Source organism: Arthrobacter sp. TMT4-20 (assembly GCF_054510775.1).
Genome location: NZ_JBTNDW010000009.1, coordinates 31,148 through 54,848 on the forward strand (window position 1 = coordinate 31,148; position 23,701 = coordinate 54,848).

24 protein-coding genes are annotated in these 23,701 nt (G+C 65.6%); 4 read left to right on the forward strand and 20 right to left on the reverse strand.

The window, feature by feature from the left end; genetic code table 11:
• The first annotated feature begins 68 nt into the window (after positions 1-68).
• On the forward strand, positions 69-1,298 hold the full coding sequence (locus ACX80Z_RS10100) for an MFS transporter (RefSeq protein WP_459315795.1): 1,230 nt from the start codon (positions 69-71) through the stop codon (positions 1,296-1,298).
• Here the strand turns inward: ACX80Z_RS10100 and ACX80Z_RS10105 are convergent.
• From ACX80Z_RS10105 to infC, 4 genes are all read right to left on the reverse strand, one after another.
• On the reverse strand, positions 1,291-2,202 hold the full coding sequence (locus ACX80Z_RS10105; RefSeq protein ID WP_459315797.1) for a TrmH family RNA methyltransferase: 912 nt from the start codon (positions 2,200-2,202) through the stop codon (positions 1,291-1,293). The two genes, ACX80Z_RS10100 and ACX80Z_RS10105, sit on opposite strands and share 8 nt — an antisense overlap.
• A 75-nt stretch (positions 2,203-2,277) precedes the next feature.
• Positions 2,278-2,700 (reverse strand): 50S ribosomal protein L20, encoded by a 423-nt coding sequence (rplT, locus tag ACX80Z_RS10110; protein ID WP_116778802.1) that lies wholly within the window; start codon positions 2,698-2,700, stop codon positions 2,278-2,280.
• 99 nt (positions 2,701-2,799) lie between these two features.
• Positions 2,800-2,994, reverse strand: a complete 195-nt coding sequence (gene rpmI / locus ACX80Z_RS10115) for a 50S ribosomal protein L35 (RefSeq protein WP_019483418.1) — start codon at positions 2,992-2,994, stop codon at positions 2,800-2,802.
• Positions 2,995-3,105: 111 nt separating this feature from the next.
• Positions 3,106-4,119 carry a translation initiation factor IF-3 gene (infC, locus tag ACX80Z_RS10120; protein ID WP_019483419.1) on the reverse strand — a complete coding sequence of 338 codons (1,014 nt, stop codon included), beginning with the start codon at positions 4,117-4,119 and terminating at the stop codon, positions 3,106-3,108.
• 345 nt (positions 4,120-4,464) lie between these two features.
• Here infC and ACX80Z_RS10125 point away from each other — a divergent pair, with 345 nt between their 5' ends.
• The gene (locus tag ACX80Z_RS10125) at positions 4,465-4,923 is read left to right on the forward strand and encodes a DUF1844 domain-containing protein (protein ID WP_459315799.1); all 459 of its coding nucleotides are present in this window, start codon (positions 4,465-4,467) and stop codon (positions 4,921-4,923) included.
• On the opposite strand, the gene ACX80Z_RS10130 is transcribed toward ACX80Z_RS10125, so the two are convergent.
• The 8 genes from ACX80Z_RS10130 to ACX80Z_RS10165 all read right to left on the reverse strand — a co-directional run bounded on the left by ACX80Z_RS10130 (position 4,916) and on the right by ACX80Z_RS10165 (position 11,088).
• The gene (locus ACX80Z_RS10130; RefSeq protein WP_459315800.1) at positions 4,916-6,241 is read right to left on the reverse strand and encodes an MFS transporter; all 1,326 of its coding nucleotides are present in this window, start codon (positions 6,239-6,241) and stop codon (positions 4,916-4,918) included. The two genes, ACX80Z_RS10125 and ACX80Z_RS10130, sit on opposite strands and share 8 nt — an antisense overlap.
• 34 nt (positions 6,242-6,275) lie before the next feature.
• Positions 6,276-7,154 carry an SseB family protein gene (locus ACX80Z_RS10135; RefSeq protein WP_459315802.1) on the reverse strand — a complete coding sequence of 293 codons (879 nt, stop codon included), beginning with the start codon at positions 7,152-7,154 and terminating at the stop codon, positions 6,276-6,278.
• Positions 7,151-7,909, reverse strand: a complete 759-nt coding sequence (priA, locus tag ACX80Z_RS10140) for a bifunctional 1-(5-phosphoribosyl)-5-((5-phosphoribosylamino)methylideneamino)imidazole-4-carboxamide isomerase/phosphoribosylanthranilate isomerase PriA (protein WP_459315803.1) — start codon at positions 7,907-7,909, stop codon at positions 7,151-7,153. Before priA ends, ACX80Z_RS10135 begins: the two co-directional genes overlap by 4 nt.
• A gap of 40 nt (positions 7,910-7,949) precedes the next feature.
• Positions 7,950-8,090: a hypothetical protein gene (locus ACX80Z_RS10145; RefSeq protein ID WP_019483424.1), complete on the reverse strand. Its 141-nt coding sequence runs from the start codon at positions 8,088-8,090 to the stop codon at positions 7,950-7,952.
• 20 nt (positions 8,091-8,110) lie between these two features.
• Positions 8,111-8,749 (reverse strand): imidazole glycerol phosphate synthase subunit HisH, encoded by a 639-nt coding sequence (gene hisH, locus ACX80Z_RS10150; RefSeq protein WP_019483425.1) that lies wholly within the window; start codon positions 8,747-8,749, stop codon positions 8,111-8,113.
• A complete protein-coding gene (gene hisB / locus ACX80Z_RS10155) occupies positions 8,746-9,363 on the reverse strand; it encodes an imidazoleglycerol-phosphate dehydratase HisB (RefSeq protein ID WP_019483426.1) in 618 nt (205 codons plus the stop codon). Before hisB ends, hisH begins: the two co-directional genes overlap by 4 nt.
• Before the next feature lie 82 nt (positions 9,364-9,445).
• Positions 9,446-10,555 carry a histidinol-phosphate transaminase gene (locus ACX80Z_RS10160; RefSeq protein WP_459315804.1) on the reverse strand — a complete coding sequence of 370 codons (1,110 nt, stop codon included), beginning with the start codon at positions 10,553-10,555 and terminating at the stop codon, positions 9,446-9,448.
• Positions 10,556-10,713: 158 nt separating this feature from the next.
• On the reverse strand, positions 10,714-11,088 hold the full coding sequence (locus tag ACX80Z_RS10165) for a LysM peptidoglycan-binding domain-containing protein (RefSeq protein WP_116778796.1): 375 nt from the start codon (positions 11,086-11,088) through the stop codon (positions 10,714-10,716).
• Between the two features lie 470 nt (positions 11,089-11,558).
• On the opposite strand from ACX80Z_RS10165, the gene lexA reads away from it, so the two are divergent.
• A complete protein-coding gene (gene lexA, locus ACX80Z_RS10170; protein WP_050994982.1) occupies positions 11,559-12,215 on the forward strand; it encodes a transcriptional repressor LexA in 657 nt (218 codons plus the stop codon).
• Here lexA and ACX80Z_RS10175 read toward each other — a convergent pair.
• Both ACX80Z_RS10175 and hflX read right to left on the reverse strand, forming a co-directional pair.
• A complete protein-coding gene (locus ACX80Z_RS10175) occupies positions 12,212-14,239 on the reverse strand; it encodes an ATP-dependent DNA helicase (RefSeq protein ID WP_459315805.1) in 2,028 nt (675 codons plus the stop codon). The two genes, lexA and ACX80Z_RS10175, sit on opposite strands and share 4 nt — an antisense overlap.
• Positions 14,232-15,776 carry a GTPase HflX gene (hflX, locus tag ACX80Z_RS10180; protein ID WP_019483432.1) on the reverse strand — a complete coding sequence of 515 codons (1,545 nt, stop codon included), beginning with the start codon at positions 15,774-15,776 and terminating at the stop codon, positions 14,232-14,234. Before hflX ends, ACX80Z_RS10175 begins: the two co-directional genes overlap by 8 nt.
• 242 nt (positions 15,777-16,018) lie before the next feature.
• Between hflX and ACX80Z_RS10185 the strand changes: the two genes are divergently transcribed.
• Positions 16,019-16,627 carry a class I SAM-dependent methyltransferase gene (locus ACX80Z_RS10185; protein WP_459315806.1) on the forward strand — a complete coding sequence of 203 codons (609 nt, stop codon included), beginning with the start codon at positions 16,019-16,021 and terminating at the stop codon, positions 16,625-16,627.
• Between the two features lie 53 nt (positions 16,628-16,680).
• On the opposite strand, the gene dapF is transcribed toward ACX80Z_RS10185, so the two are convergent.
• From dapF to recA, 6 genes are all read right to left on the reverse strand, one after another.
• Positions 16,681-17,625, reverse strand: a complete 945-nt coding sequence (dapF, locus tag ACX80Z_RS10190) for a diaminopimelate epimerase (RefSeq protein WP_459315807.1) — start codon at positions 17,623-17,625, stop codon at positions 16,681-16,683.
• A 4-nt stretch (positions 17,626-17,629) separates the two neighbouring features.
• Positions 17,630-18,559, reverse strand: coding sequence for a tRNA (adenosine(37)-N6)-dimethylallyltransferase MiaA (gene miaA, locus ACX80Z_RS10195; RefSeq protein ID WP_459315878.1), 930 nt, complete (start codon positions 18,557-18,559; stop codon positions 17,630-17,632).
• A gap of 2 nt (positions 18,560-18,561) precedes the next feature.
• Positions 18,562-20,127, reverse strand: a complete 1,566-nt coding sequence (miaB, locus tag ACX80Z_RS10200) for a tRNA (N6-isopentenyl adenosine(37)-C2)-methylthiotransferase MiaB (RefSeq protein ID WP_459315808.1) — start codon at positions 20,125-20,127, stop codon at positions 18,562-18,564.
• Positions 20,128-20,205: 78 nt separating this feature from the next.
• The gene (locus tag ACX80Z_RS10205; RefSeq protein WP_459315810.1) at positions 20,206-21,567 is read right to left on the reverse strand and encodes a coiled-coil domain-containing protein; all 1,362 of its coding nucleotides are present in this window, start codon (positions 21,565-21,567) and stop codon (positions 20,206-20,208) included.
• Between the two features lie 158 nt (positions 21,568-21,725).
• The gene (locus ACX80Z_RS10210) at positions 21,726-22,349 is read right to left on the reverse strand and encodes a regulatory protein RecX (protein WP_459315811.1); all 624 of its coding nucleotides are present in this window, start codon (positions 22,347-22,349) and stop codon (positions 21,726-21,728) included.
• Positions 22,350-22,562: 213 nt separating this feature from the next.
• The gene (gene recA, locus ACX80Z_RS10215) at positions 22,563-23,636 is read right to left on the reverse strand and encodes a recombinase RecA (protein WP_019483440.1); all 1,074 of its coding nucleotides are present in this window, start codon (positions 23,634-23,636) and stop codon (positions 22,563-22,565) included.
• Positions 23,637-23,701: the final 65 nt, after the last annotated feature.

The following is a 23,701-nucleotide window of genomic DNA, read 5'->3' on the forward strand; positions in this document are numbered from 1 at the left end:
AACGGCGTCGATGCGTTGCGCTCTACAGAGCAACGCCACCAACACCATCTGATGCCGAAACGAGTTCCATGTCTGACGTCCGACGCACCCTCACCCCACGGCAGCTGAACTTCGCCATCATCGCCCTCGCCATGGGCGGCTTCGGTATTGGCACCACCGAGTTCGCCATCATGGGTCTCCTGCAGGAGATGGTGGGCGACCTTGATATCTCCATTCCCGAGGGTGGGCATGTCATCTCGGCCTACGCGATCGGCGTCGTCATCGGCGCTCCCCTGCTCGCTGCCCTCGGCGCCCGGTTGCCCCGCAAAGGGATGGCGTTGGGGCTGATGGTTCTCTTCACCGTCGGGAACCTGTCGTCCTATTTCGCCGCCGACTACGGCTGGCTGTTGTTTTCCCGTTTCATGTCGGGTCTCCCCCACGGCGCGTACTTCGGCATCGCGGCTGTCATTGCCGCATCCCTCTCGGCGCCCACGCGCCGGGCGCACGCCGTGGCCATGGTGATGCTGGGGCTCAGTATCGCCAACGTCATCGGGGTACCGTTCGCCACCTGGTTGGGTCAGATGTTCGGGTGGCGGACCATGTTCCTTCTGGTCGGTGTCATTGGGGTGGTCACTATCTGGATGATTTCCCGCAGCGTCCCTCACCAGCAGGTCCTGCAGAATGCGAGTATCCGCCGGGAGCTGGGCGCCTTGCAACGTGGCCAGGTGTGGATGACGCTGCTGATCGGCACAGTTGGCTTCGGCGGCTTCTTCGCTGTCTACTCCTACATCTCCCCCACCATGACCGAGGTCACGGGCCTCCCCGAAGCGACCTTGCCGTTCGTCGTTGCCCTCTATGGTCTGGGCATGGTGACCGGGAACATTATTGGCGGCCGCCTGGCCGACATTTCCGTGATGGGCACCATCTACTGGGTGATGGGCGTGATCGCCGCCGCGCTGGTGGCGTTCTCCTTCGCCGTTCAGTGGGCGCCGACCGCCCTGCTGTTTGTCTTCCTGGTCGGTGCGATTGGCGCCATGCTGATTCCATCGCTTCAGGTCCGCCTGCTCGACGTCTCCCCTGACGCGCCGTCCCTCGCCTCGTCCCTGAACCATGCAGCACTCAATATTGCCAACGCTCTGGGCGCGTTCCTGGGCGGCGCGGTGATCGCCGCTGGCTGGGGGTACACTGCTCCGGCACTGGTCGGTGCGGTGTTGGCCGTCATCGGGCTTGCTGTGGCCTTGGTCAGCGGGCGGATGGACCGGGGAACCAGGACGACCCGGCCGACTGAACATTCGGCGGTCGGCCAGGGCCTCAGCTGAGGCGCTGCGCCCTCGCGGAGGCGTAAAGGCAGACGGTTGCGGCGGTCCCCACGTTGAGGCTTTCGGCCCGACCATAGATGGGCACTGCCACCCGGTGGTCCGCGCCCTTCAAAACGACGTCGGGCAGCCCCTGCGCTTCGTTACCGAAGAGCCAGGCCGTCGGGGCTTCCAGTTGAGCTGCACTGCTCCCGTCCCCAGCGTTCTCGGCTGAGGGTGCCAGCCGCCGTCGTGCACTGCCTTCCTGCAGGGTGTCGAGGTCGACGTCGCCGTATCCGTCGGCTGCCAGCACGGTGATCCCGCGCTCCCGCAGCGAGGTGAGCACCAGGTCAAGGTCGGCGCCCAGGACCACCGGCAAGTGAAACAGTGACCCGACAGTTGACCGGACAGCCTTCGGGTTGTAGAGGTCAACGCTCGACGACGTCAACACCACCGCGTCGGCGCCAGCGGAATCGGCTGCCCGCAGGATGGTTCCCGCGTTGCCGGGATCGCGCACTTCCACCATCACGGCAACTAGCCGGGGCTCCCTGGCGAGCATCGCTTCGAGCGGGACATCGACAAACGAACACACCGCGATGACACCCTGCGGCGTCACCGTCGAAGACATTGCGGCCAGCACTTCCTCAGTCACCAGCCGTGGGGCTGGCTGTCCTTCGAACAGTCCAAGCTCGGCGTGCCGGTCCAGGCATTCCTCGGTGATGAACAGTTCCTCGATGACCTCCGGCTCGCCCGCAGCGTGGCGCGCCGAATGCAATGCCAATGCTTCCCGAACGGATTGAGGCCCCTCGGCGAGAAACCGGCCCTGCCTTAAACGGGCCGGACGCCCAGCGAGCCGAGCCACTTCCTTGACCCGATCAGCTCGGGGGTTGGTCATGGGCGGTGCCGCTGGGCGTCCGGTGTTAGTCATGTACTGATGTTCTCAGTATTTTGGGTCTTCCCCGTAATCCGGGTGAGACCGAACCGAGAAGGGTAAAACGAAAGCTTAGGCGTTTGCCTTGGCTGGTGCCTTGGTGGCTGACGCCTGGGCGCCGGCTGGTGCTGAGGTGTCAGCAGGCAGCGAATCCTTGGCAATCTGTACCAATGCGGAGAACGCGTTGGCGTCAGATACTGCAAGCTCGGCCAGCATACGGCGGTCAACCTGGATCTCGGCGGCCTTCAGGCCCTGGATCAGACGGTTGTAGGTCAGGCCGTTGGCGCGGGACGCAGCGTTAATGCGCTGGATCCAGAGGCGACGGAAGTCACCCTTGCGCTTGCGACGGTCACCGTAGCTGTACACAAATGAGTGCAGCAGCTGCTCTTTGGCCTTGCGGTACAGGCGTGAACGCTGCCCACGGTAGCCCTTCGCCCGCTCGAGAATTACCCGACGCTTCTTGTGGGCGTTTACCGCCCGCTTCACACGTGCCACGTGCGTACTCCTTCAGTAGATCTACCGGGTGATGATGTTCAGCGCTGTCCTGCAGTGTGCAGGAGACTGGCGCAAGCCCGGTTAAGTGGTTTGGGTGAGTTAGATGCCGAGCATCTTTTTGATGACCTTGGTGTCGGCCTTCGAGACGATCTTGTCGCTACCGAGACGGCGAGTCAGCGTGGAGGGCTTGTGCTCCAGGTAGTGGCGGCGGTTAGCCTGCTGGCGCTTGAGCTTGCCGCTTCCGGTCAGCTTGAAACGCTTCTTGACACCACTGTGGGTCTTCATCTTCGGCATGAGAACCGATCTCCTTTGGTTTCCACCAGCTGTTGCAGGCGGGTCGTACGGCACCCGCGGGGGTGCCTGCGGGTTTATTCGGGCGCCTGGCGGCTCCGGGGGACGTAATCCCTAGTCGGAGGTTCCGGGCTTAGGCCGGCTCGGCGTGCTCCGGGGAGCTGCCTTGCTGGCAGGTTTGGGTGTTGCTGGCTTGGGCATGGCCATCGGCTTGGGAGCCGCGGTTGGCTTCGGCGCTGCAGCGGGCTTGGGAGCAGCTGCTGGTTTCTCAGCTGCCTTCGCACCGGCCGCCTTGGCTGGAGCCTTCGGTGCTTCAGCAGCGGCTTTCTCGGCAGCTTTCGCTGCCTTGGCTGCCTCGGCTGCTGCGACTTCCTGATCCGCCTTGTCCTGGATAGCCTTCTCGCGGTCGACGATTTCCTGCGCCGCGGCCTCCTTGGCTGCAACTTCGGCCGCAATCACTTCCTGTGCTGCGGCTTCTTCGGCCGCCTCCTGGGAAGCGGTGGTTGAGTAGCCGTCGGGCAGCAGGTCCGCGAGGCTCTGCGTCATGGGCGCCTTGTCCGGGGTGGTATCCACCTTCTCGGTACCAGCCTTCACCGCCTCATTCGCAGCCTTGGCATCGGCGCGCTGGGTAGCGCGTCGCGCTTCAGCCTTTGCCTCAGCCTTGTTCTTGACCGGACCAATGACCATGACCATGTTGCGACCGTCGATGCGGGGGGTCGATTCAACGATTCCCACCTCGGCAACGTCCTCAGCGAACTTCTGCAGCAGGCGAATACCCATTTCGGGTCGCTGCTGCTCACGTCCACGGAACTGAATCATGGCCTTGACCTTGTCGCCTGCGCCCAGGAAGCGCATCGCATGTCCGCGCTTGGTCTCGTAATCATGAGTGTCAATCTTCAGGCGGAACCGGATCTCCTTGAGAACGGTGTTCGTCTGGTTCTTGCGCGCCTCACGAGCCTTGACCGCGGCCTCATACTTGTACTTGCCAAAATCCATGAGCTTGGCAACCGGAGGCTTGGCCTGCGGTGCAACCTCAACAAGATCCAGGTCTGACTCGGAGGCAAGACGGAGAGCATCCTCAATACGGACGATGCCTACCTGTTCGCCCGCAGGTCCTACCAACCGCACCTCTGGGACGCGGATACGATCATTGATTCTTGGCTCGCTAATGTGTTGCTCCTGAAATCTTTGAAGTAATACCACCTGCAATAGAAGAAGGCCCCCGACTGCACGTGCAATCAGAGGCCTCGATGATCGGTTACTTCCACTGCGAGTGGAAGCGTACTGTCAAGAAATGTCTTGACGATCGTACGTACCGACCTGTTACCCGGCTGCCACCATGTTTCGCAACGAAACACCTGGCAATCGCGGGTGGGAGGAAACTCCGCTTGCAAACTGGAAGTGATCTTTTTCATGCCCCGTGTGGGCGCATGAAATAGTGACCTCCAGTCGGTCTGTGACAAGCTTACCAGCATGAGTACTCCGGCCAGTAATCCAGACAGCGAACGCAACATCTTCCAGGCACCCGGCGACGACGGCGGTTCCGCTCGCGCCCCGGACCAGCCATCACTCCAGGACCCCTTAGACCAAACCGCCGACGACGGTCGCCAGGTTCGCCGCGACATCGCCGAGGTGAGTGCCGTGGAGCTGATCATGACCTCCGCGCTGCACCTGATGAGCGCCGCAGCCGTGAAATGCGGCCTGGCAGAAGGCGACGACGCCGAGGAACTCAAGGATCTTGACGAGGCCCGCAAGATCATCACGGCACTGGCCGGGTTTGTCACTGCCGCTGCCCCCGAGATCGGGGGCCAGCACGCCGGGCCGCTGCGCGACGGGCTCCGCTCACTGCAGCTGGCCTTCCGCGAAGCGTCGGTCATTCAGGACGCGCCAGGTCAGGGCCCCGGCGAAAAATTCACCGGCGCGGTCAACTAGCCCGCCGTCGTCGTACCTGCTGGGCGCCTAGGCCCAGCAGGCAGATCAGTACCGCGACCGACCCCACGGCGGTGAAGGCCGCGGACGGGCCCACCGTGTCGATGGTGATGCCGGCCAGTGGTGCACCCAGCGCTACCCCCGAGGTGAGTGCCGAGCCATACCATCCCATCGCCTCGCCACGCCGTTCCTCGACCACCAGGTCGGCCACCCGTTCGGACGCCGCCGACAGGACCGGTGCGCACAATAGTCCCGGCAGGATCGAGAGCAGGCACAGTGCCAGTGTGTTTTCGGCGAAACCCATGGGGATGGTGAACAGCCCCATGAGCAGGAGGAGCACCAGCGGGGACACCGGCCGGTGCAGCGCACCATAGATCAGGCCGCCCACCACCGATGCGGCACACCAGGCGGCGAAGACCAGCCCGAGTTCACCCTCCCGGCCCGACTCCTCGAGCGCGGCGACGATCCCCACCTCGGTACCGGCCAGCACCAGTCCTGCCCCGGCAGCCACCACCAGGACCACCGCCACCGCCACCGTCAGCCAGACGAAGCTGCCCGCCAGCCGCTCCTTGGCCCGCTGACGTCCCTTCGCCCCTTGACGACCGTGTGCTGCGCGTCCCCCCGGGTACAGTTCGGCCGACGCTTCGGTGACGTGCGCTGGCGCCGATGCGACCAGCGCACCGACGGCGGCGGCCTCGTCCTCGGCTTCGGTCGGGGGCCGGGAGACAGCTCCCAGCTGCTCGCTCCGGGTCGGTGGGTTGAACCACATCAGGAAGAGACCGGCACCGGCGGTGGCCAGCCCCACCAGGGTGAGGCCAAAGACCGTCGAGACCTGGGTGGCCAGGACGACGCCCAGCGCCGGTCCCACCATGAAGATCATTTCGGTGCTGATCGCGTCAAGGGTGAACGCGGTCCGTCGCTTCTCCCCGGACACCATCACGCCCAGGGACTGGCGAACCACCGAGAAGGCGGGCAGGGTAAACAACCCACCGATCAGGGCGGCGACGAGCAGCCACTCGTAGGACAGCTGGGGTGCCACAGACCAGATCACCGCTTCGGCGATCACGGACGGAATCAGTGCCTTGCGCAGCCCCGCGCTGTCGACCCGACGGCCCCGCCAGGGTGCGCCGACGGCGATGCCAATCGTCAGAAGAGCCGCGACAGCGCCGGCTTCCGCGTACCCACGGTCGAGGGTCTGCACCACATGAAGGGTCAGCAGGACCCCGGCCGCGGAGTGCGGGAATCTGGCGATCATTCCGACGATGAGCAGACGCCGCACCGGGACAATACGGAGCAGCTCCCGGTAGAGGGCAAAATTCACTGGTTCACTCTTCTGCGGGTCCGCCCGCACGTCCTCAGCGGGTCAGTACCACCTCAAGGGAGTCGACCCGTTCCACAAGTTCTGTATTGGCCCGCAGCCGGTCCTGCAGTTGCTGGACCACCGTCTGGACCGCTTCCCCAGCCAGCCCGTCTCGGAGCGTGATCTGGAGCCGCACTTCGGGGCCCGGTCCGCCGCCGGATGCCAGTGTACCGTCTGCCGCGCGGGCCGGAACCCCGCTTCCGGGACCCAGCGCTACCCGCAGGATCGCTGGCTCCTTACCGGTGATCTGGGCGACCAGGTCGGCGATGCTTGGGTCGCTGTAGGCCGGCCGCCACTGGTGCTGCTGGGCCAGCGCCCACATGGCGGGGCGACGCACAACGAAGGTGAAGTGTGCGCCCGGATCGATGACCAGCAGCTGCGCTCCGTCGGCGACCGCCGACAGCGCCGCACGCGGCGCGTAAACGGCCACGGGCCTGGCTTCCGGATGCCACGCGGCCAGTGCAGCAACAGAGCTGAAGACCGGCAGCGCCGTGCGGCCATCGGGTGCTTTGAGCGTGACCAGGGCCATGTCGGCCTCCTTGTCGCCCTCCGGTGCTCCCCCGCCGTGGCCGTGGTCGGCGTGCGAGTGAGGGTCGTCGGGCGCGGTTTCCCCGGCGAGCTGGGCTACCACGGGTACGAAAAGTCTCACCCCGGCGAGGGCGGCGAGCACTCCCGTTTCGTCGCTGGTTCCGGCCAGCAGCCGGTCGATTGCCTCGGTGTAGGCGGGCGGTGCGGCGCCGTCGTCGTCGTCGAAGTTGTGCAGCGGGTTACCCTCGCCGCTCAGGTCACGGCCTTCCCAGGCCTGCCCCGCGGAATCGGCGGTGTTGGCCGCCAGGGCAGCGGCGATATGTGCGGGGAGCTGCCGCTCGCTCACACCCGGGATGCCGGGTGCCCGGCGATGTCGAGCGCCTGGGGCAGCGTGAAGGCGCCGGCGTACAGCGCCTTGCCCACGATTGCACCTTCCAGTCCGTGTGGCACCAGCTGGCGCAGCGCCGCGAGGTCCTCGAGGCTTGAGATTCCACCCGATGCGACCACGGGCTGCGAGGTCCGCTCAAGCACCTGCTGGAGTAGTTCGAGGTTGGGGCCGCGGAGCGTGCCGTCCTTGGTGACGTCTGTGACCACGTACCGGGAGCAGCCCGCGTCTTCGAGGCGCTGCAGGACTTCCCAGAGGTCGCCGCCTTCTTCGGTCCAGCCGCGGGCTGCCAGGGTGGTGCCCCGGACGTCCAGGCCGACGGCGATCTTGTCGCCGTAGCGGGCGATGGCCGCAGCGGTCCACTCCGGGTTTTCCAGGGCTGCGGTGCCGAGGTTCACCCGGTGCGCGCCGAGTTCCAGGGCTGCGTCGAGGGAAGCGTCATCGCGGATCCCGCCGGACAGCTCCACCTTGATGTCGAGTTCATTAATCACGCGTCCGAGCAGTTCGCGGTTTGAGCCCCGGCCGAAGGCTGCGTCAAGGTCCACCAGGTGCACCCATTCGGCGCCGTCCTGCTGCCAGGCGAGGGCCGCCTCGAGGGCGTCACCGTAACCTGTTTCGCTGCCGGCCTCGCCCTGGACCAGGCGGACAGCCTGCCCGTCGACGACGTCGACGGCAGGAAGCAGTTCGAGAATGGGGGATTCAGTAAAGGGGCTCATCGGGTGTTGTGACTCTTTCGTAGCTGTCGGAGGTCTGGAATCAGATGTCGGTCAGGGTCAGGAGGTAGGCAGCGAGGAGCGCCATTCCCGCCAGGACCCAGAAGCTGATGATCAGGGCCTTGGGTAGTTCCTGCCGCCGGAAGGAGATAGCCCCACCGATCAACAGGCCCGCGAGCCCCATCAACACTATGCTCCACATGACTACCGCAGCCCGGCTGTCCAGTTGGAGAGCAGACGGGCCCCGGCGTCACCGGACTTTTCGGGGTGGAACTGGGTGGCGCTGAGGGGACCGTTTTCCACGGCGGCAATGAACTGACCGCCGTGGTCCGCCCAGGTCACCATTGGGGGCTTCATGGCTGGCTGGGTGACCTCGAACTTCCACTGCTGCACTCCGTAGGAGTGCACAAAGTAGAACCGCTCGTCCTCGATGCCTTCGAACAGTTGTGACCCCTCGGCTGCCTTCACCGTGTTCCAGCCCATGTGCGGGACGACGTCAGCCTGCAACCGTTCAACGGTGCCTGGCCACTCGCCCATGCCCGCGGTCCGGACGCCGTGCTCGACGCCCTCCTCGAAGAGGATCTGCAGGCCGACGCAGATGCCAAGCACTGGCCTGCCGCCCGCCACCCGCCGGCCGATCATGCGCAGTGCATCGACATCCTTCAGACCCTTCATCACGGTCGCGAAGGCTCCGACGCCGGGCACCACCAACCCGTCGGCGTTCAGGACGTCGTCGGGTTTGGCGCTCAACGTCACTTCAGCGCCGACGTGTTCCAGGGCACGGACCGCTGAACGGATGTTCCCCGAACCGTAGTCCAGAACCGTTACGCGTGGCGCACTCATAGTGCCCCCTTGGTGGACGGGATGCCCTCCACGCGTGGGTCCGGTTCCACTGCAGCGCGCAGCGCCCGGGCGAACGCCTTGAACTGGGCTTCGACAATGTGGTGTGGATCCCGTCCACCCAACACCGTCATGTGCAGACAGATCTGGGCATGCAGGGTGATCGCCTCGAAGACGTGCCGGGTCAGCGAGCCGGTGAAGTGCCCTCCGATCAGGTGGTATTCCTGGCCTGCGGGCTCACCGGTGTGCACCAGGTATGGCCGGCCGGAGATGTCGACGACGGCGTTGGCCAGCGCCTCATCCAGGGGCACCGTCGCTTCGCCGAACCTGCGGATCCCGGCCTTCGTCCCCAGGGCCTCCCGGAGCACCTCGCCGATGGTGATGGCGACATCCTCGACGGTGTGGTGGACATCGATGTGCGTGTCACCGGTGGCTCGGACCGTGAGGTCGATCAGTGAGTGCTTGGCCAGCGCAGTCAGCATGTGGTCGTAGAACGGCACCGAGGTGCTGATCTCCGCGCGTCCGGTGCCGTCAAGATCGAGCTCGACAAACACCGACGACTCGCTGGTGGTCCGTTCCCGGCTCGCAGTGCGTCCGACAGTGGTTTCCACGCTCATGGCTATCCTTCGATTGGTACGTAGCGGATGGGTGACGGTAGGGACAGCACCGGGCGCCGCTTGGAAAGGGTCTATCACCAGTCTAGGAGACGGTCCCCTCCAGCAGGGCACCGAGGGTGTCGAGGAACACTGTGGTTTCCGTCTCGGTGCCTGCGGTGACCCGGAGGTGACCGGGAATACCGACGTCGCGAATCAGCACTCCCCCGTCGAGCAGGCCCTGCCAGATGCGGTGCGGGTCGTCCAGTCCGCCGAAGAGAACGAAGTTGGCGTCCGAGGGCACCGGGGTCAACCCGAGGTGCTGGAGACTGGTCACTATCCGATCGCGTTGCACCTTGATGTTTTCCACGTTGGCAAGCAATCGGTCAGAGTGGGTCAGGGCCGCGTTCGCTGCCGCCTGGGTGATGGCCGAAAGGTGGTACGGCAACCGGACCAGGCGCAGCGCGTCAGCAACCTCGGGGGCCGCCGCCAGGTAACCGAGCCTCGTCCCGGCCATCGCGAAAGCCTTGCTCATGGTGCGGGACACCACAAGACGTTCCCGGCCCGCCAGCAGGCTGAGGGCGCTGACGGTGCCTGCGTGGGCGAACTCGGCATAGGCCTCATCGACGATCACGATTGCCTGCGCGTCGCTGCCCGCCTCATAAACCGCTTCCACCACATCCAGGCCCAGCGCTGAGCCGGTCGGGTTGTTCGGCGAGCACAGAAAGACGAGGTTCGCGCCGGATTCGCGCACTTCGCGGGCCGCGTCGGCGGCGCTGAGCTCGAACCTGCCGTTACCCTGCCCTGCGATATAGCGGGTGCCGGTGCTGCTGGCCAGCAACGGATACATGGAGTAGGTCGGGGGGAAGCCGATGGCTGATCGACCCGGGCCGCCGAAGGCCTGCAGCAGGTGCTGCAGTACCTCGTTGGATCCGTTGGCGGCCCACAGGTTTTCGGGCGTCAGTCCGTGGCCGAGGTAGCGTGCAAGATTGGTCCGGAGTTCGGTGAACTCACGGTCGGGGTAACGGTTCAGCCCCCCGACCTCCCGGCTCACCGCATCAACGATTGCCTGCCGGACATCGTCCGGCACTCCATGGGTATTCTCATTGACGTTCAGGAGGATGGGGACATCCAACTGGGGCGCACCGTAGGGGTGCTTGCCCCGCAGATCCTCGCGCAGGGGCAACCGGCTCAACCGCTCAAACTGTTCGCTCACCTGTCAAGGTTAAGCGTGGAGTGCTGCAGGTGCAGAATCGGCGGGCCTTCACCCTTCATCAGGATCTTCACCGCGTTCGCAGAAGCTCCGCACCCGGTGGCCGATACTGGCCGACCGGGTTGGAGGGTTCTGGGGGTGCAGTACTGGCTGTCGAGGCGTTACCGGTTGGTGGGGACATCCAGTTGCTGCCCTGCCTGCAGCACTGAGGTGCCCAGGCTGTTCAGTTCAACGATCTCGGAGACGACGATGCGCGGATCGCGGTCCGGAGCGAACTCGGTTGCCAGCTGCCAGATGGTTTCGCCGGCTGCGACGCTGACACTCACGGTCTCGGTCACCTCTCCGCCTTCAGCTGATGCCTTGGCAGGCGAGTTGAAAAATCCTGACAACATCAGAACGGCCGACGCGAGTAGCACGATCGGCAATCCGACCAACAGGAGCCGGCCCCTGCGGGTCAGCCGCAGCTTGGTGGCGCCGCTCGTGGTCGCGTCGCTTTCGGTGGTAGGGAAATTCTGGTGTGTGGTGATGACAGACATGGATACACCTCTCTGTACTCTCGAATCAGTCCATTCGGTCCTGGGGTATGAGCCCGGGACCAACCCTGAAGGTTGAAGACGGTGTTCGAGCTAAAACCGGCGATTCCTGTTTTGTTCGAACTTATCTTCGAATTACTGCTTGTTTATTTTTAGCACTGATTGACGAACTTTGTCGAGACACGATCGAACAAATGTTTGAAAACGTGTCCTGACTCCCTTACCGTTAGGGCAAGGATGAAGGTTCGGGATCCAGCAGAAACCAGCACATCATCCGCCACTGACAAAATAAGCTCGGCCCCTGGAATCCAGGGATCTGCCGGGGTACATGGATTCTTATCGAAGGGACAGCGACCGTGAAAGAGTCCGACGCACCACTGGATGAACCGGCCTCCGACCTTGCCCCGGCTGACCCCGCCCCGGCCGTCCTGCCAGCCCGTGGCCGCCCGCGTGGGCGCCAGGTGCCCAAGGGCATGACGCCCCGCCAGAAGAAGATCCTTGAGACCATTCAGCGGGCCATCGGCACCAACGGGTATCCGCCCTCCATGCGCGAGATCGGAGACACGGTGGGGCTGGCCAGTCTCTCGAGCGTCACCCATCAGTTGTCGCAGCTGGAGCGGATGGGCTATCTCAGGCGCGATCCGAAGCGCCCCCGCGCCATGGAGATCCTGCTTCCGCTGACCCTCGACCATGATCAGCACAGCGGCGAAGAAGGATCGGGCCAGGGCACGACACCGGACGTCGGCGGCGCGATCGACGCAGCCATGGTTCCGATGGTGGGGCGGATCGCTGCCGGCGGCCCGGTGCTGGCCGACCAGGTAGTGGAAGATGTCATGCCGCTACCCCGCCAGTTGGTGGGACACGGCGATCTCTTCATGTTGCGGGTCTATGGCGATTCGATGATCGACGCCGCCATTTGCGACGGTGACTGGGTAGTGGTCCGGCGCCAGCAGGAAGCACAGAACGGTGACATCGTGGCCGCGCTCCTCGACGACGAGGCGACGGTGAAGACTTTCCGCCAGCGCGACGGTCACACCTGGCTGCTCCCCCAGAACACCCAGTACGAGCCGATCCTGGGAGACCTCGCCACGATTATGGGCAAGGTCGTCTCGGTGATGCGCGCCCTCTAACCCCCGGGCGTGGGTTTTCCTGCCAGCCGCTCCAGGACGCCGACCGCCGTCGTGCGATCGGTGGTGGACCAGAAAGGCGGCAGCGCGGCACGCAGGAATGATCCGTAGCGTGCGTTGGCGAGCCTGGAATCGAGGATCGCCACCACCCCCTTGTCTTCGGCTGCGCGGATGAGGCGTCCGGCGCCCTGAGCGAGGCGGACGGCCGCGTGGGTTGCCGAAACGCTCATGAAACCGTTTCCACCGGCCTTCGCTACGGCTCTCGTCCGCGCTGTCATGAGTGGGTCGTCAGGGCGCGGGAAGGGAATGCGGTCGATGGTCACCAGCCGGCACGACCGGCCTGGCACATCGACGCCCTGCCAGAGTGACATGGTGCCGAAGAGGCACGTGTCCGGCTCATCCGAGAATTGTTTGACCAGCGCCGACATTGACGATTCGCCCTGGCACAGGATCTCGAAGTCGACCCGTGGGCGCAGTGATTCGGCTGCGTCTTCGGCCGCGCGGCGGGAGGAAAAAAGTCCCAGCGCCCCACCCCGCGATGCTTTCAGCAAGACCTCCAGTTCGTCGAGCTGCTCAGGCGAGGTGCCCCGCTCCGGCTTTGGAAGGTCCTTCGCGACATACAGGACGCCCTGCTTCGGGTAGTCGAAGGGGCTGCCGACGTCGACGCCGGTCCATGACGGCGCCGAGGCGCCCGCGAGACCGAGCGAACCGGCGACTGGACCGAACTCGGCCCCGATGGCGAGCGTTGCCGAGGTCAGGACCACTGTGTGATCGGCGAACAGGCCTTCCCGCAGCTTCCCGGCCACGGACAGTGGCGCGATGTTGATGGTCGCGGGTGCGTCGTCGTCGGGCTGTGAATACCCGGTGCCCGGTGAGAAGGTGCTTGGCCGTGAGGCCCAGAGCACCTCACCGGCCGGTGTCGCCGTCAGAAGCCGCTCGCAGAGTTCGAAGACGGCGAGGACGTGGGACTTCGCCATCTGCCGGCCACCGTCTGCCGGGGTCGGTCCGTCTCCTTTGGCGTCCGACAGGACGGCCCGGCAGGCTTCGCGGACCTGCGTGATCGCCGTTTCCTGCTCCTCGGTGAGTCCGGCAGCCATTAACCCCGTGGGGATCCCGGCGACTGTTGACTCGAAAAAGCGGTTTGCGGAGTCGAGGCCCTCGGTGGCGATTGACAGATGACGGCGGGCCGCCGACGCCGCAGCGGAAATCATCCCCGCCGATAATTGTCCGGACACCGCGCCGGTGACCCGGTCATGCAGTTCGTGGGCTTCGTCGATGACGACGACGTCGTACTCGGGGAGCACCGCCAGCCCCTCGAAGGCACTGATCGCGAGCATTGCATGGTTGGTGATGACGATATCCGCGTCGCCCGCCTTGGCCCTGGCCCGTTCGCTGAAGCATTCCGCCGCGACCGGGCACTTTTGGGCGCCAAGGCACTCCATGCTGGTCACGGACACCTGCCGCCACGCCTGCTCGCTCACCCCTGGAGTCAGCTCGTCCCGGTCACCCGTGTCGGTGGTTTCGGCCCACTCCCGGAGCCTGACAACCTCGCGGCCCAGCGGGGTGGCCGGGCCGGCGGAGGGATGCGGTGCGGCGGTGTCCTCGCCGAGGCTGAAGAGCGCGTCGGGTGCCCCCTCTTCGGGGAAGCCTCCGCCCGTCTTGTGCTTGCAGACGTAATTGCCGCGCCCTTTGAGCAGCACCACGTCGACGGGGCGGGGTAGCTTGCCTTTGAGGGCCTTCAGCAGCCGGGGCACGTCGCGACCGACAATCTGGGCCTGCAACGCCAACGTTGCAGTGGATACGATGGCCGGTTTGTCGTGGGTCAGGGCGTGGGAGATCAAGGGGATGAGGTAGGCCAGCGATTTACCGGTGCCCGTGCCAGCCTGCACCAGCAGGTGGTCCCCGGTGGTCAGCGCCTCGGCGACCCGTTGCGTCATCTCATGCTGGCCCACCCGGTTCTCGCCGCCCATGGCTTCAACTGCGGCGTCAAGAAGTTCCAGCGGCCCCGCGGTACCGCTGTCAGGCATGCTGGCGGAATTCCTCCAGATCGGCGGCAAGACCCGCACGGACCATGACGTCGAGCCGGGTGCCCGATTCAACGTGCTCAAGGTTCAGGATCTCGGCGTCGGACTGGTGCAACCTGCTGACGACGTCGCCGCGTTCGTACGGCACCAGCAGCGTCAGCTTCACGCTGGGTCGCGGGATGGCAGCGCTGACGGCTTCGAGGAGCTCGGCGATACCCTCGCCCGTGCGGGCTGAGACCACCACGTGCCGGGGCTCGCGTTGACGCAGGCGTTCGATCACGAAGGGATCCGCGGCATCGGCCTTGTTCAGAACAATGATTTCGGGGACCTTGCGGGCATCGACCTCAGAGAGCACTTCCCGCACCGCGGCGATCTGCCCCTCCGGATCGGGGTGGGACACATCCACCACATGGAGAATCAGGTCCGAGTCGGCAATCTCTTCGAGCGTCGACCGGAATGCCTCAACCAGCTGGGTGGGCAGCGACCTGACGAACCCGACCGTATCGGCGAGCGTGTAGCCCAACCCATCGGCGGTTTCGGCCTTACGCACCGTGGGATCCAGGGTGGCGAACAGCGCGTTCTCCACCAGGACGCCGGCGTCGGTGAGGCGGTTCAGCAAAGAGGATTTGCCAGCGTTGGTGTAGCCGGCGATTGCGACCGAGGGGATCTCATTACGACGGCGGTTGGCGCGTTTTGTTTCGCGGGCTGGTTTCATCCCGCTGATCTCCCGGCGCAGCTTCGCCATCCGGGTGCGAATCTTCCGCCGGTCAAGCTCGATCTTCGTTTCGCCGGGCCCACGGGAACCCATCCCGGCGCCGGCGCCGCCGACCTGGCCGCCTGCCTGGCGGGACATGGAGTCACCCCAACCGCGCAGCCTGGGGAGTAGGTATTCGAGCTGTGCCAGCTCGACCTGGGCTTTGCCCTCCCGCGATTTCGCGTGCTGGGCAAAAATGTCGAGGATCAGGGCCGTCCGGTCAATGACCTTGACCTTGACGATGTCTTCCAGTCCGCGGCGCTGGGAGGGAGAGAGTTCGCTATCCACGATGACGGTGTCGGCTCCGGTGGATACCACGATGTCCTTGAGCTCCTGGGCCTTGCCCGAGCCGAGGAAGGTGCCGGGGTCTGGCTTGAGCCGGCGCTGGACGATGCCGTCGAGCACCTCTGAACCGGCGGTGGCTGCCAGCGCCGACAGTTCCCGCAGCGAGTTTTCAGCATCTTCGGCGGTGCCTTCACTCCAGAGCCCTGCCAGGACGACGCGTTCGAGGCGGAGCTGCCGGTATTCGACCTCAGTGACGTCTTCGAGTTCGGTGGAAAGCCCTGCGACGCGTCGCAGTGCACGCCGTTCGTCCAGGTCCTGCTGGTCGCCGTCGTAGGACGACCGTTCGTCGTCGTGCCCGGATGAGACACCGACGAAACGGTTGCCTGCGCCCTTCGCGGACGCGGCCTCGTCTTTAGCCAGGATCCGATCAATCACTGCCTGAATTTCGGCTGGGCCGATCTCTGGTTCCGGCGTCGCCGGTCCCCCGTTATTCGTGGTCATACGCTCCCTAAAGTGGTGTCCTTCAATGGTAGTCGTCCCGGTCCCGATCGGGTGAGGCACTTCACTGAGCGCGCAATTGATCCCTCCGGCGCGGCAGGGCCCTACCGGTGAGCAAAGTGGACCGGGCGGGCCAACCGGGACGGCGGTGGCCGAAATTCCCCTCACGGGCGCCCAGGTTGCTGGCGGATTCGGCGGTGACCGGGTTCCAGAAACCGTCGGCGGCTCGACTACGCTGGTTTGTTATGGATTCCCATTACTTCAGCGCCCAGCCGGCCGGCCCGGAGACCCGCAAACCGCTCCGCACGGTGCTGGCCGGGGTAGAGCGCACCCTGGTGACGTCCTCGGGCATCTTCAGCTCCGACGGGATCGACAAGGGCACCCGCATCCTGCTCGCTGAGGCCGCCAATCCGGTGGGCTCCCGGATGCTCGATATTGGCTGCGGCTGGGGTCCACTGGCACTGACGATGGCGCTGCTGGCGCCCGACGCCCAGGTGGTCGCCGTCGACGTCAACGAACGGGCGCTGGCGCTCACCGCGGAAAACGCGAAACTGTTGGGCCTGGGCAATGTGGTGGCGACCCGCCCGGAAGAGGTCGACGCCGATGCCACCTTCGACACCATCTGGTCCAATCCACCGATCAGGGTGGGCAAGGACGAGCTGCACGCGCTGCTGCTGAAGTGGCTGCCCCGGCTGTCGCCTGGCGGGTCCGCGTGGCTGGTGGTGCAGAAGAATCTCGGCGCTGACTCGCTGCAGAAGTGGATTGCCGATCAGCTGGCCGACGGGTTCGAGGTGTCCCGTACTGCTACCTCGAAGTCGTTCAGGATCATCCGGGTGGAACGCCTCACTCCCTAGCGCACGCCGCCTAGCACCGTACCGCCTAGCACCGCTCGGCTGTCTGGGAGCCCTTAGAGGAAGGTCCCGGTCGCCACCAGGACGGCTGGCCCGCTCAGGCTGACATGTTCGCGCCCGTCAGGTCCGGCGTGGAACCGGACGCCGACGACGCCGCCGGGCACCTCGACCCGCCAGGTGAGGGGCGCTTCGGCCCCGGCCCAGAATCTCGTGGCCGCCGCAACTGCGCACGCCCCCGTCCCGCAGGACAGGGTCTCCCCCACGCCGCGCTCATGCACCCGCATCCTGACGCGGCCGACGCCGTCGTGCACCAGCGGATCGTGCGGCACCACGAATTCGACGTTGGTCCCGTCGACGGGCGTTGGGTCGACGACCGGCGCGGTGAACAGCCGTGCGGCATCCAGTTCGGCAGGCTCAGCCAGTGCCACGACCGTGTGGGGGTTGCCCATGCTGATTGACAGGGCGGGCCGCGGAACCTCCAGACCATCGGCCTCCACCAGGGAATCGGTGGCTCGCGATGCTGCAGCGTCGGGGAAAATGAACTCCCAGGGACCCATATCCACCGAGTAACCATCGGCGGACCGTTCCACCAGTTTGATCCCGCCGCGGGTGGCAATCGACGCCGTGGCTCCCTCGGCGAGGCTGAGCAGCCCCGCGGAGACCAGCAGGTGGACGAAGACCCGGACGCCGTTGCCGCACATTTCCGACAGCGAGCCATCCGAGTTGCGGTAATCCATGAACCACTCGGCCGACGGATCACTCTGGAGCAGCACCCGCCCCTCCGGCAGGTGGCGGGATCTGATCGCTCGAATCAACCCGTCTGCGCCGATACCACGGTGCCGGTCACAGATGGTGCGGACGTCGTCGGGCCCGATCTCCAGCTCGCCGTCCGGGTCGGTGACCAGAACAAAATCGTTTCCGGTGCCGTGGCCCTTGGTGAAGGCGACACCACTCAGGGCGGTCGGTGCTGGTGAAACCAGTGCGTCGGATTGAATAGTCACGTGTCTAGGATAGGCCGAAGGTCTGCTGGAGGTGGTCTGCGGCCCGGGCGCCCAGGAGCGGATCCTCCCAATCGAGCCACGTGATCCGCGGGTCGGCGCGGAACCAGGTGAGCTGGCGGCGGGCAAACCGCCGGGTCGCGTCGATGGTGTCGCTCGCTGCCTGTTCCGTGGTCAGCTCACCGTCGAGGACCTGCAGGAACTGGGCGTATCCCAGTGCCCGGGATGCCGTCCGACCGCTCCGCAGACCCTGGCGGTCCAGGCGTGCTACTTCGTCGAGCAGCCCGTCGTCGACCATGGTATGGACCCTGGTAGCCAGGCGCTCACGTAACACCGGCCGGTCCACCCGCAGGCCCAGCTGCAGTGCCGGCTGGTGGTACAGGCGTTGCGGCATGAAGGAGCTGAACGGGCGGCCGGTCACCTCGTACACTTCGAGGGCCCTGATCAGCCGGCGGTCATCGAGATCCCGGCCGGCGGAGATCGGGTCCACTGCCGCGAGGCGCTCGCGGAGGAGGTCCGCGCCGTCGCGGGCCAGGTCGGCTTCCAGCTGGGCTCGGATGCCCGGCTCGGTACCAGGGAACTCCAGGACGTCAAGGGCCGCCCGGACGTACAGCCCCGACCCGCCCACCAGGATCGGCATCCTGCCGCGGTCCCGGATAGCGTCGATCGCGGTCCGCGCCTGCTGCTGGTAGGCGGCGACGCTGGCTTCCTCCCGGACGTCGAGCGTGTCGAGCAGGTGATGCTGTACCCCCTGCCGCTCGTCAAGACTGACCTTGGCGGTGCCAATGTCCATGCCGCGATAGAACTGCATCGAGTCGGCGTTGATGATTTCGCCGTTGAACCTGCGCGCGAGTTCGATGCCAAGCGATGACTTGCCCGACCCGGTGGGTCCGACGACGGCGATCAGGGGCGGGGATGCGGGCGCAGCGGGAAGCACCGTCAGGCGCCGCGGACCGGCAGCGAGGGCATCCCCAGCGACACGGCACCTGCTGGGCCAGCAGCTGACCCGCCAGGCGCTGGCACGCCGCACGAATCGGCCTGTGCCCGATCCCACGCGTCACCGGCCCGGGACCGGCGGATGTGAAGTTCTGCCGGCGTCGCGGGGTCCGCCACCAGGTGGAAGGCGGCAGCCTCCGTGACTGTGACGGTGACCAGGTCACCGGGGCGGGGCGGTTCGACGCCGTCGGGCACCGAGAAATGAACCAGGCGCTGGTCACGGGCCCGGCCCGAGAGACGGTGGGTTTCGCTGGCTTTACGGCCCTGCTGGGCGGTGACCATCAGCTCGACCGTCCGCCCGAGCTGGAGGGCATTCTCTTCTGCTGCGATGCGGTCCTGCAAGGCGGTCAGCCGTTCGAACCGTTCCTGCACCACCGCCTTCGGGATTTGATTGGGCAGGTCAGCGGCAGGGGTGCCGGGCCGCTTCGAGTACTGGAACGTGAAGGCGGTGGCGAAGCGGGACTTCTCGACGACGTCGAGGGTGGCCTGGAAGTCTTCCTCGGTTTCCCCGGGGAAGCCGACGATGATGTCGGTGGAGATCGATGCGTGGGGCATTTTGGCCCGCACCCGGTCCAGGATGCCGAGGAATTTCGACGACCGGTACGAGCGGCGCATCGATTTGAGGATCTGGTCGGAGCCCGATTGCAGGGGCATGTGAAGTTGGGGCATCACGTTGGGGGTCTCGGCCATGGCGTCGATGACGTCGTCGGTGAAGGCTGCCGGGTGGGGGCTGGTGAACCTGACCCGTTCGAGACCCTCGATGCTCCCGCAGGCGCGGAGGAGCTTGGCGAAGGCACCCCGGTCGCCGAACTCCACCCCGTAGGAATTGACGTTCTGGCCCAGCAAGGTCACTTCGATCGCACCATCGGCCACCAGCGCCTCGATTTCGGCGAGGATCTCCCCCGGCCGCCGATCGCGTTCCTTGCCGCGCAGGGCGGGGACGATGCAGAAGGTACAGGTGTTGTTGCAGCCGACCGAGATGGACACCCAGCCGGAGTAGACGGCGTCGCGCTTGGTCGGGAGCGTGGACGGGAAGACATCGAGGGACTCGAGGATCTCCAGCTGCGCCTCGTTGTTGTGGCGGGCCCGCTCCAGGAGCGCGGGGAGGGCGCCGACGTTGTGGGTGCCGAATACCGCGTCGACCCACGGCGCTTTCTTCAGGATGGTGTCGCGGTCTTTCTGGGCCAGGCAGCCACCGACGGCGATCTGCATGCCGGGGTGCGTTTCCTTGACCGAGGCGAGCATGCCGAGGTTGCCGTAGAGCTTGTTGTCAGCGTTCTCCCTGACCGCGCAGGTGTTGAACACGACGACGTCGGCCTGGGTGTCCGTTGCTGCGGCATAGCCGGCGGCCTCCAGCAGCCCGGAGATGCGCTCCGAGTCGTGGACGTTCATCTGGCAGCCGTAGGTCCGAACCTCGTAGGTGCGCTGCGCCCCCGACACCGCTGCGCCAGGAACACCGGCCCGTTCAGCGGCGGGACCTGTGGGAAGGGTTGGGGTAATGAGACTCACCCGTTAAGGGTACGTGTGCTGCGCTGACCCCCACAATCGACGGGACCTGGAGTTCCCGCGGCAACCGCTGCGAACCGGTCAGTACCAGTTCATCCGCTGGGAATGCTGCCAGGCTGCACACGGCGAACCGTATCTACCGGAGATGTAGCCGAGGCCCCATTCGATCTGGGTGCGGTAGTTCGTCCGCCAGTCAGCGCCGGCGCTGCCCATCTTGCTGCCGGGTAGGGATTGGGGAATACCGTAGGCCCCGCTGTACGGGTTGTTCGCGCTGGTCAGCCACCGGGATTCCTTGTTCCATAGGTTGACCAGACACTGGAACTCGTCTCCGTTCCACCCGAACGACGGTAGTCGGGATGAAGCATAGGCCTGGGCTCCGGCGGGGTCGTCAACGATCGGTGCGGGGCCCGGTGCCGGAGCGGGGGCTGGAGCTGGTGCGGGGGCCGGTGCTGGCGGTGTTGGCGCGGTGCCGGGGTCCGGCTCGGCGTGGGGCGGGGCTGGGGCCGGGCCAGGGATGGGTATGGGTAGAGGCGCTGGAGACTGGGACGCCGGAGACTGGGGCGCCGGCGGTTGTGGCGCGGGACCCGCTACGACCGGCGGTGCAGGAGCCCGCGGTGGCGTCGTCGTTGCCACCGCGGCTTCGGCTGCCGCCCGGGCCGCCGCAGCAGCCTCTGCTGCTACCTGTTGTTCGAGGAAAGCAGCTTCTTCCTGCAAGCCCTGGATGCGGTCGGCTTCAAGGTCGGCCGTGGTGTCGTTCAGTTCGGCAAGCTGCTCGAAGAGCTCTGCGGCCCGGGTTTCCTGCTCCTGCACCGAGGTGCGGGCGGCGGCGGCGTCGCCCTGGGCAGTGCGTAACCGTTCGGCTGCCTCGTCCGTCAGTTCCCGGTGCCGCTCGGTGGCGGCGTCATAGCGGTCCCGCAGTGACTCGGCCTCACGCTCGGCGGCGACCGCATCGTTGTAGGATCCGGCAGCCCGGTCGGTGACGGTTTCAAGTATCATCAGGCGGTCGAGCAGGTCCATGGCGCCCTCCGGATCCAGCAGCGCCAGCATTGAGGTGTTGGTGCTCCCGGTCTTGTAGGAGAGGGCAGCGGCTGCGCCAGCTGCCCGGTGCAGGTCCGCGGACTCGGCCTCGGCATTGGCTAATTGTTCGGCGAGCGTGTCGGAGAGCCGTTCGCTCACCCGCAGTTCCTCTGCGGCCTGCGCGTGATCAGCCGCTGAGCTGACGGCGGTGTCGCCAAGTTCGGCGGCGGTGGTGCGGAGCCCTTCCAACAGGCTTTCAATCTCGCCGACCTGGGCTTGTTTGGCTGAGGCATCGGCTTTGGCTGCCTTGATCTCGTCCCAGGTTGGGTAGTCCTGGGCTGCAGCCGGAGCGATCGAGGTGAGGAGGGAAGCGCCAAGGAGCACCACGGCCAACGCTGCACCAGCGCCCGTCCGTGCAGCAGTCATTCCCCGCGCCAGCCCGATCATAAGGATGCTCAGCCTACAGTTCGGTGTTCTGGGTCCGCCAGACCTCAACCGGCCGTTTTAGGGAACGAATGGATAACGGCTGAGCGTGACTGACCTGCGCCCGCCGGACCTCGTCAGAGGAAATCAGGTTCGGCTCGTCAGAGGAAATCAGGTTCGGCGTCGTCGTCAGCTGCACCGGCAGCGACGTCGTCGAGCACCGATCTCACCACACCGAACGCCAGCGACGGGCTGTATCCCTTGCGCCCGAGCATGCTCACCAGCCGCCGCGTTTCCTTGTCGAGGGTGGCACGATCTGTACCCGTGGCGGCGGGGCGGTGCTTTCGGCGCACTAGCTGTTCTGCAGCGTCCCGTTCCTCATCGTCACTCACCTGGGACAGTGCCTCCTCGGCGATCTCGCCGTGGATGCCTTTCTCAGCCAGTTCGCGTTTCAGTGCGCTCCTGGCCAGGGATCGGGTCGCTGCCCGGCTACGCACCCACATCATCGCGAACTCGGCATCGTCGATCAGCTGGACTTCTTCAAAGCGGTCCAGGACGGCCACCGCCACCTCTGCGGGCACGTCCCGCTCCGCTAGTTTGGAGGCAAGCTGATGCCGGCTTTTGGGCGCGAGGGTGAGCTGCCGCAACACGATGGACCGTGCCGTCGCGTAAGGGTCTGCATCGGGTGCAAGGGCTCCCCCGCCAGATCCCGCCGCCTCACCGGCGGCCGCATCCCCGGCGGTCTCATCCCCTGACACCCCCGCGGACACCTTGCCTGCAGACATCTCTGAGGCCGAACCGGAGGAGCCAATGGCACCCGATCCGGCGCCAGCAGGTTGCCGGCCACGAAGCTTTCGCCCGCTCCCGGACTTCCGCTCACCAGCGTTCCAGCCGCCTGATGTCCGGTGAGCGGTTGTCCCGTCAGAGCCGACCCCGGATTTCCGCCTGGAATTCAATCCACTGCGGGAACCGTTGTTCTGTCCGAAAGGCATGGCTGGCTAGCGGTTCTCTCCGCTGACCGCTTTCAGCTTCGGCTCAGCCTTCGCCTTGGGCTCGACCGCCGCCTCTTCAGCAGCCAATCCAACACCGAGTTTCTCGCGGATGCGCCGTTCCAGTTCGTCGGTCAGGTCGGGGTTGTCGAGCAGGAACTTCCGTGCGTTTTCCTTACCCTGGCCCAGCTGGTCGCCGTCGTAGGTGAACCAGGCACCCGACTTCTTCACGAGACCGTTCTCGACTCCAACATCGATCAGCCCGCCCTCACGGGAAATTCCATAGCCGTACAGGATGTCGAATTCGGCTTGTTTGAAGGGCGGTGCCATCTTGTTCTTGACTACCTTGGCGCGGGTCCGGTTTCCTACCGGGACAGCGCCCTCCTTGAGGGTTTCAATCCGGCGTACATCGATGCGGATGGAGGCGTAGAACTTCAGTGCCTTGCCGCCCGTAGTGGTCTCGGGGCTACCGAAGAACACGCCGATCTTCTCGCGCAACTGGTTGATGAAAATAGCTGTGGTTTTGCTTTGGGCGAGACGGCCGGTGATCTTCCGGAGCGCCTGGCTCATCAGCCGTGCCTGCAGGCCCACATGGCTATCTCCCATGTCACCCTCGATTTCCGCGCGGGGCACCAGCGCAGCAACCGAGTCAATGACGATCACGTCGATCGATCCTGACCCGATCAGCATGTCCATGATTTCCAGCGCCTGCTCACCGGTGTCCGGCTGGGAGACCAGGAGCGCGTCGGTGTCGACGCCGAGCCGCTTCGCGTATTCGGGGTCGAGTGCGTGTTCAGCATCAATGAATGCCGCGATGCCACCGTTGCGCTGCGCGTTGGCGACCGCGTGCAGTGCCAGCGTGGTCTTACCCGAGGACTCTGGTCCGTAGATTTCGACGACCCTGCCGCGGGGCAGCCCGCCTATGCCCAGTGCAGCGTCAAGTGCGATGGAGCTGGTCGAAATCGTTTCGATGGGGGCGCGCACCTCATCGCCCAGGCGCATCACCGAACCTTTGCCATACTGCTTATCGATTTGCGCAAGTGCTGCTTCGAGAGCTTTCTCGCGGTCTGCTGGTGCGGCCATTCTTCACCTCGGTTGGTTATGGCCGTTGCGGCCGTTTTCGTGTTCAATTCGACCGTAGCCCGGGG

Bases quoted from the DNA above. Each gene is read 5' to 3' on its own strand.
- ACX80Z_RS10100 (WP_459315795.1), top strand. From the start codon at position 69: ATGTCTGACGTCCGACGCACCCTCACCCCACGGCAGCTGAACTTCGCC.
- ACX80Z_RS10105 (WP_459315797.1), bottom strand. From the start codon at position 2,202: ATGACTAACACCGGACGCCCAGCGGCACCGCCCATGACCAACCCCCGA.
- rpmI (WP_019483418.1), bottom strand. From the start codon at position 2,994: ATGCCGAAGATGAAGACCCACAGTGGTGTCAAGAAGCGTTTCAAGCTG.
- ACX80Z_RS10125 (WP_459315799.1), top strand. From the start codon at position 4,465: ATGAGTACTCCGGCCAGTAATCCAGACAGCGAACGCAACATCTTCCAG.
- priA (WP_459315803.1), bottom strand. From the start codon at position 7,909: ATGAGCCCCTTTACTGAATCCCCCATTCTCGAACTGCTTCCTGCCGTC.
- ACX80Z_RS10145 (WP_019483424.1), bottom strand. From the start codon at position 8,090: ATGGGGCTCGCGGGCCTGTTGATCGGTGGGGCTATCTCCTTCCGGCGG.
- hisH (WP_019483425.1), bottom strand. From the start codon at position 8,749: ATGAGTGCGCCACGCGTAACGGTTCTGGACTACGGTTCGGGGAACATC.
- hisB (WP_019483426.1), bottom strand. From the start codon at position 9,363: ATGAGCGTGGAAACCACTGTCGGACGCACTGCGAGCCGGGAACGGACC.
- ACX80Z_RS10165 (WP_116778796.1), bottom strand. From the start codon at position 11,088: ATGTCTGTCATCACCACACACCAGAATTTCCCTACCACCGAAAGCGAC.
- lexA (WP_050994982.1), top strand. From the start codon at position 11,559: ATGACGCCCCGCCAGAAGAAGATCCTTGAGACCATTCAGCGGGCCATC.
- ACX80Z_RS10175 (WP_459315805.1), bottom strand. From the start codon at position 14,239: ATGCCTGACAGCGGTACCGCGGGGCCGCTGGAACTTCTTGACGCCGCA.
- hflX (WP_019483432.1), bottom strand. From the start codon at position 15,776: ATGACCACGAATAACGGGGGACCGGCGACGCCGGAACCAGAGATCGGC.
- ACX80Z_RS10185 (WP_459315806.1), top strand. From the start codon at position 16,019: ATGGATTCCCATTACTTCAGCGCCCAGCCGGCCGGCCCGGAGACCCGC.
- ACX80Z_RS10205 (WP_459315810.1), bottom strand. From the start codon at position 21,567: ATGACTGCTGCACGGACGGGCGCTGGTGCAGCGTTGGCCGTGGTGCTC.
- ACX80Z_RS10210 (WP_459315811.1), bottom strand. From the start codon at position 22,349: ATGTCTGCAGGCAAGGTGTCCGCGGGGGTGTCAGGGGATGAGACCGCC.
- recA (WP_019483440.1), bottom strand. From the start codon at position 23,636: ATGGCCGCACCAGCAGACCGCGAGAAAGCTCTCGAAGCAGCACTTGCG.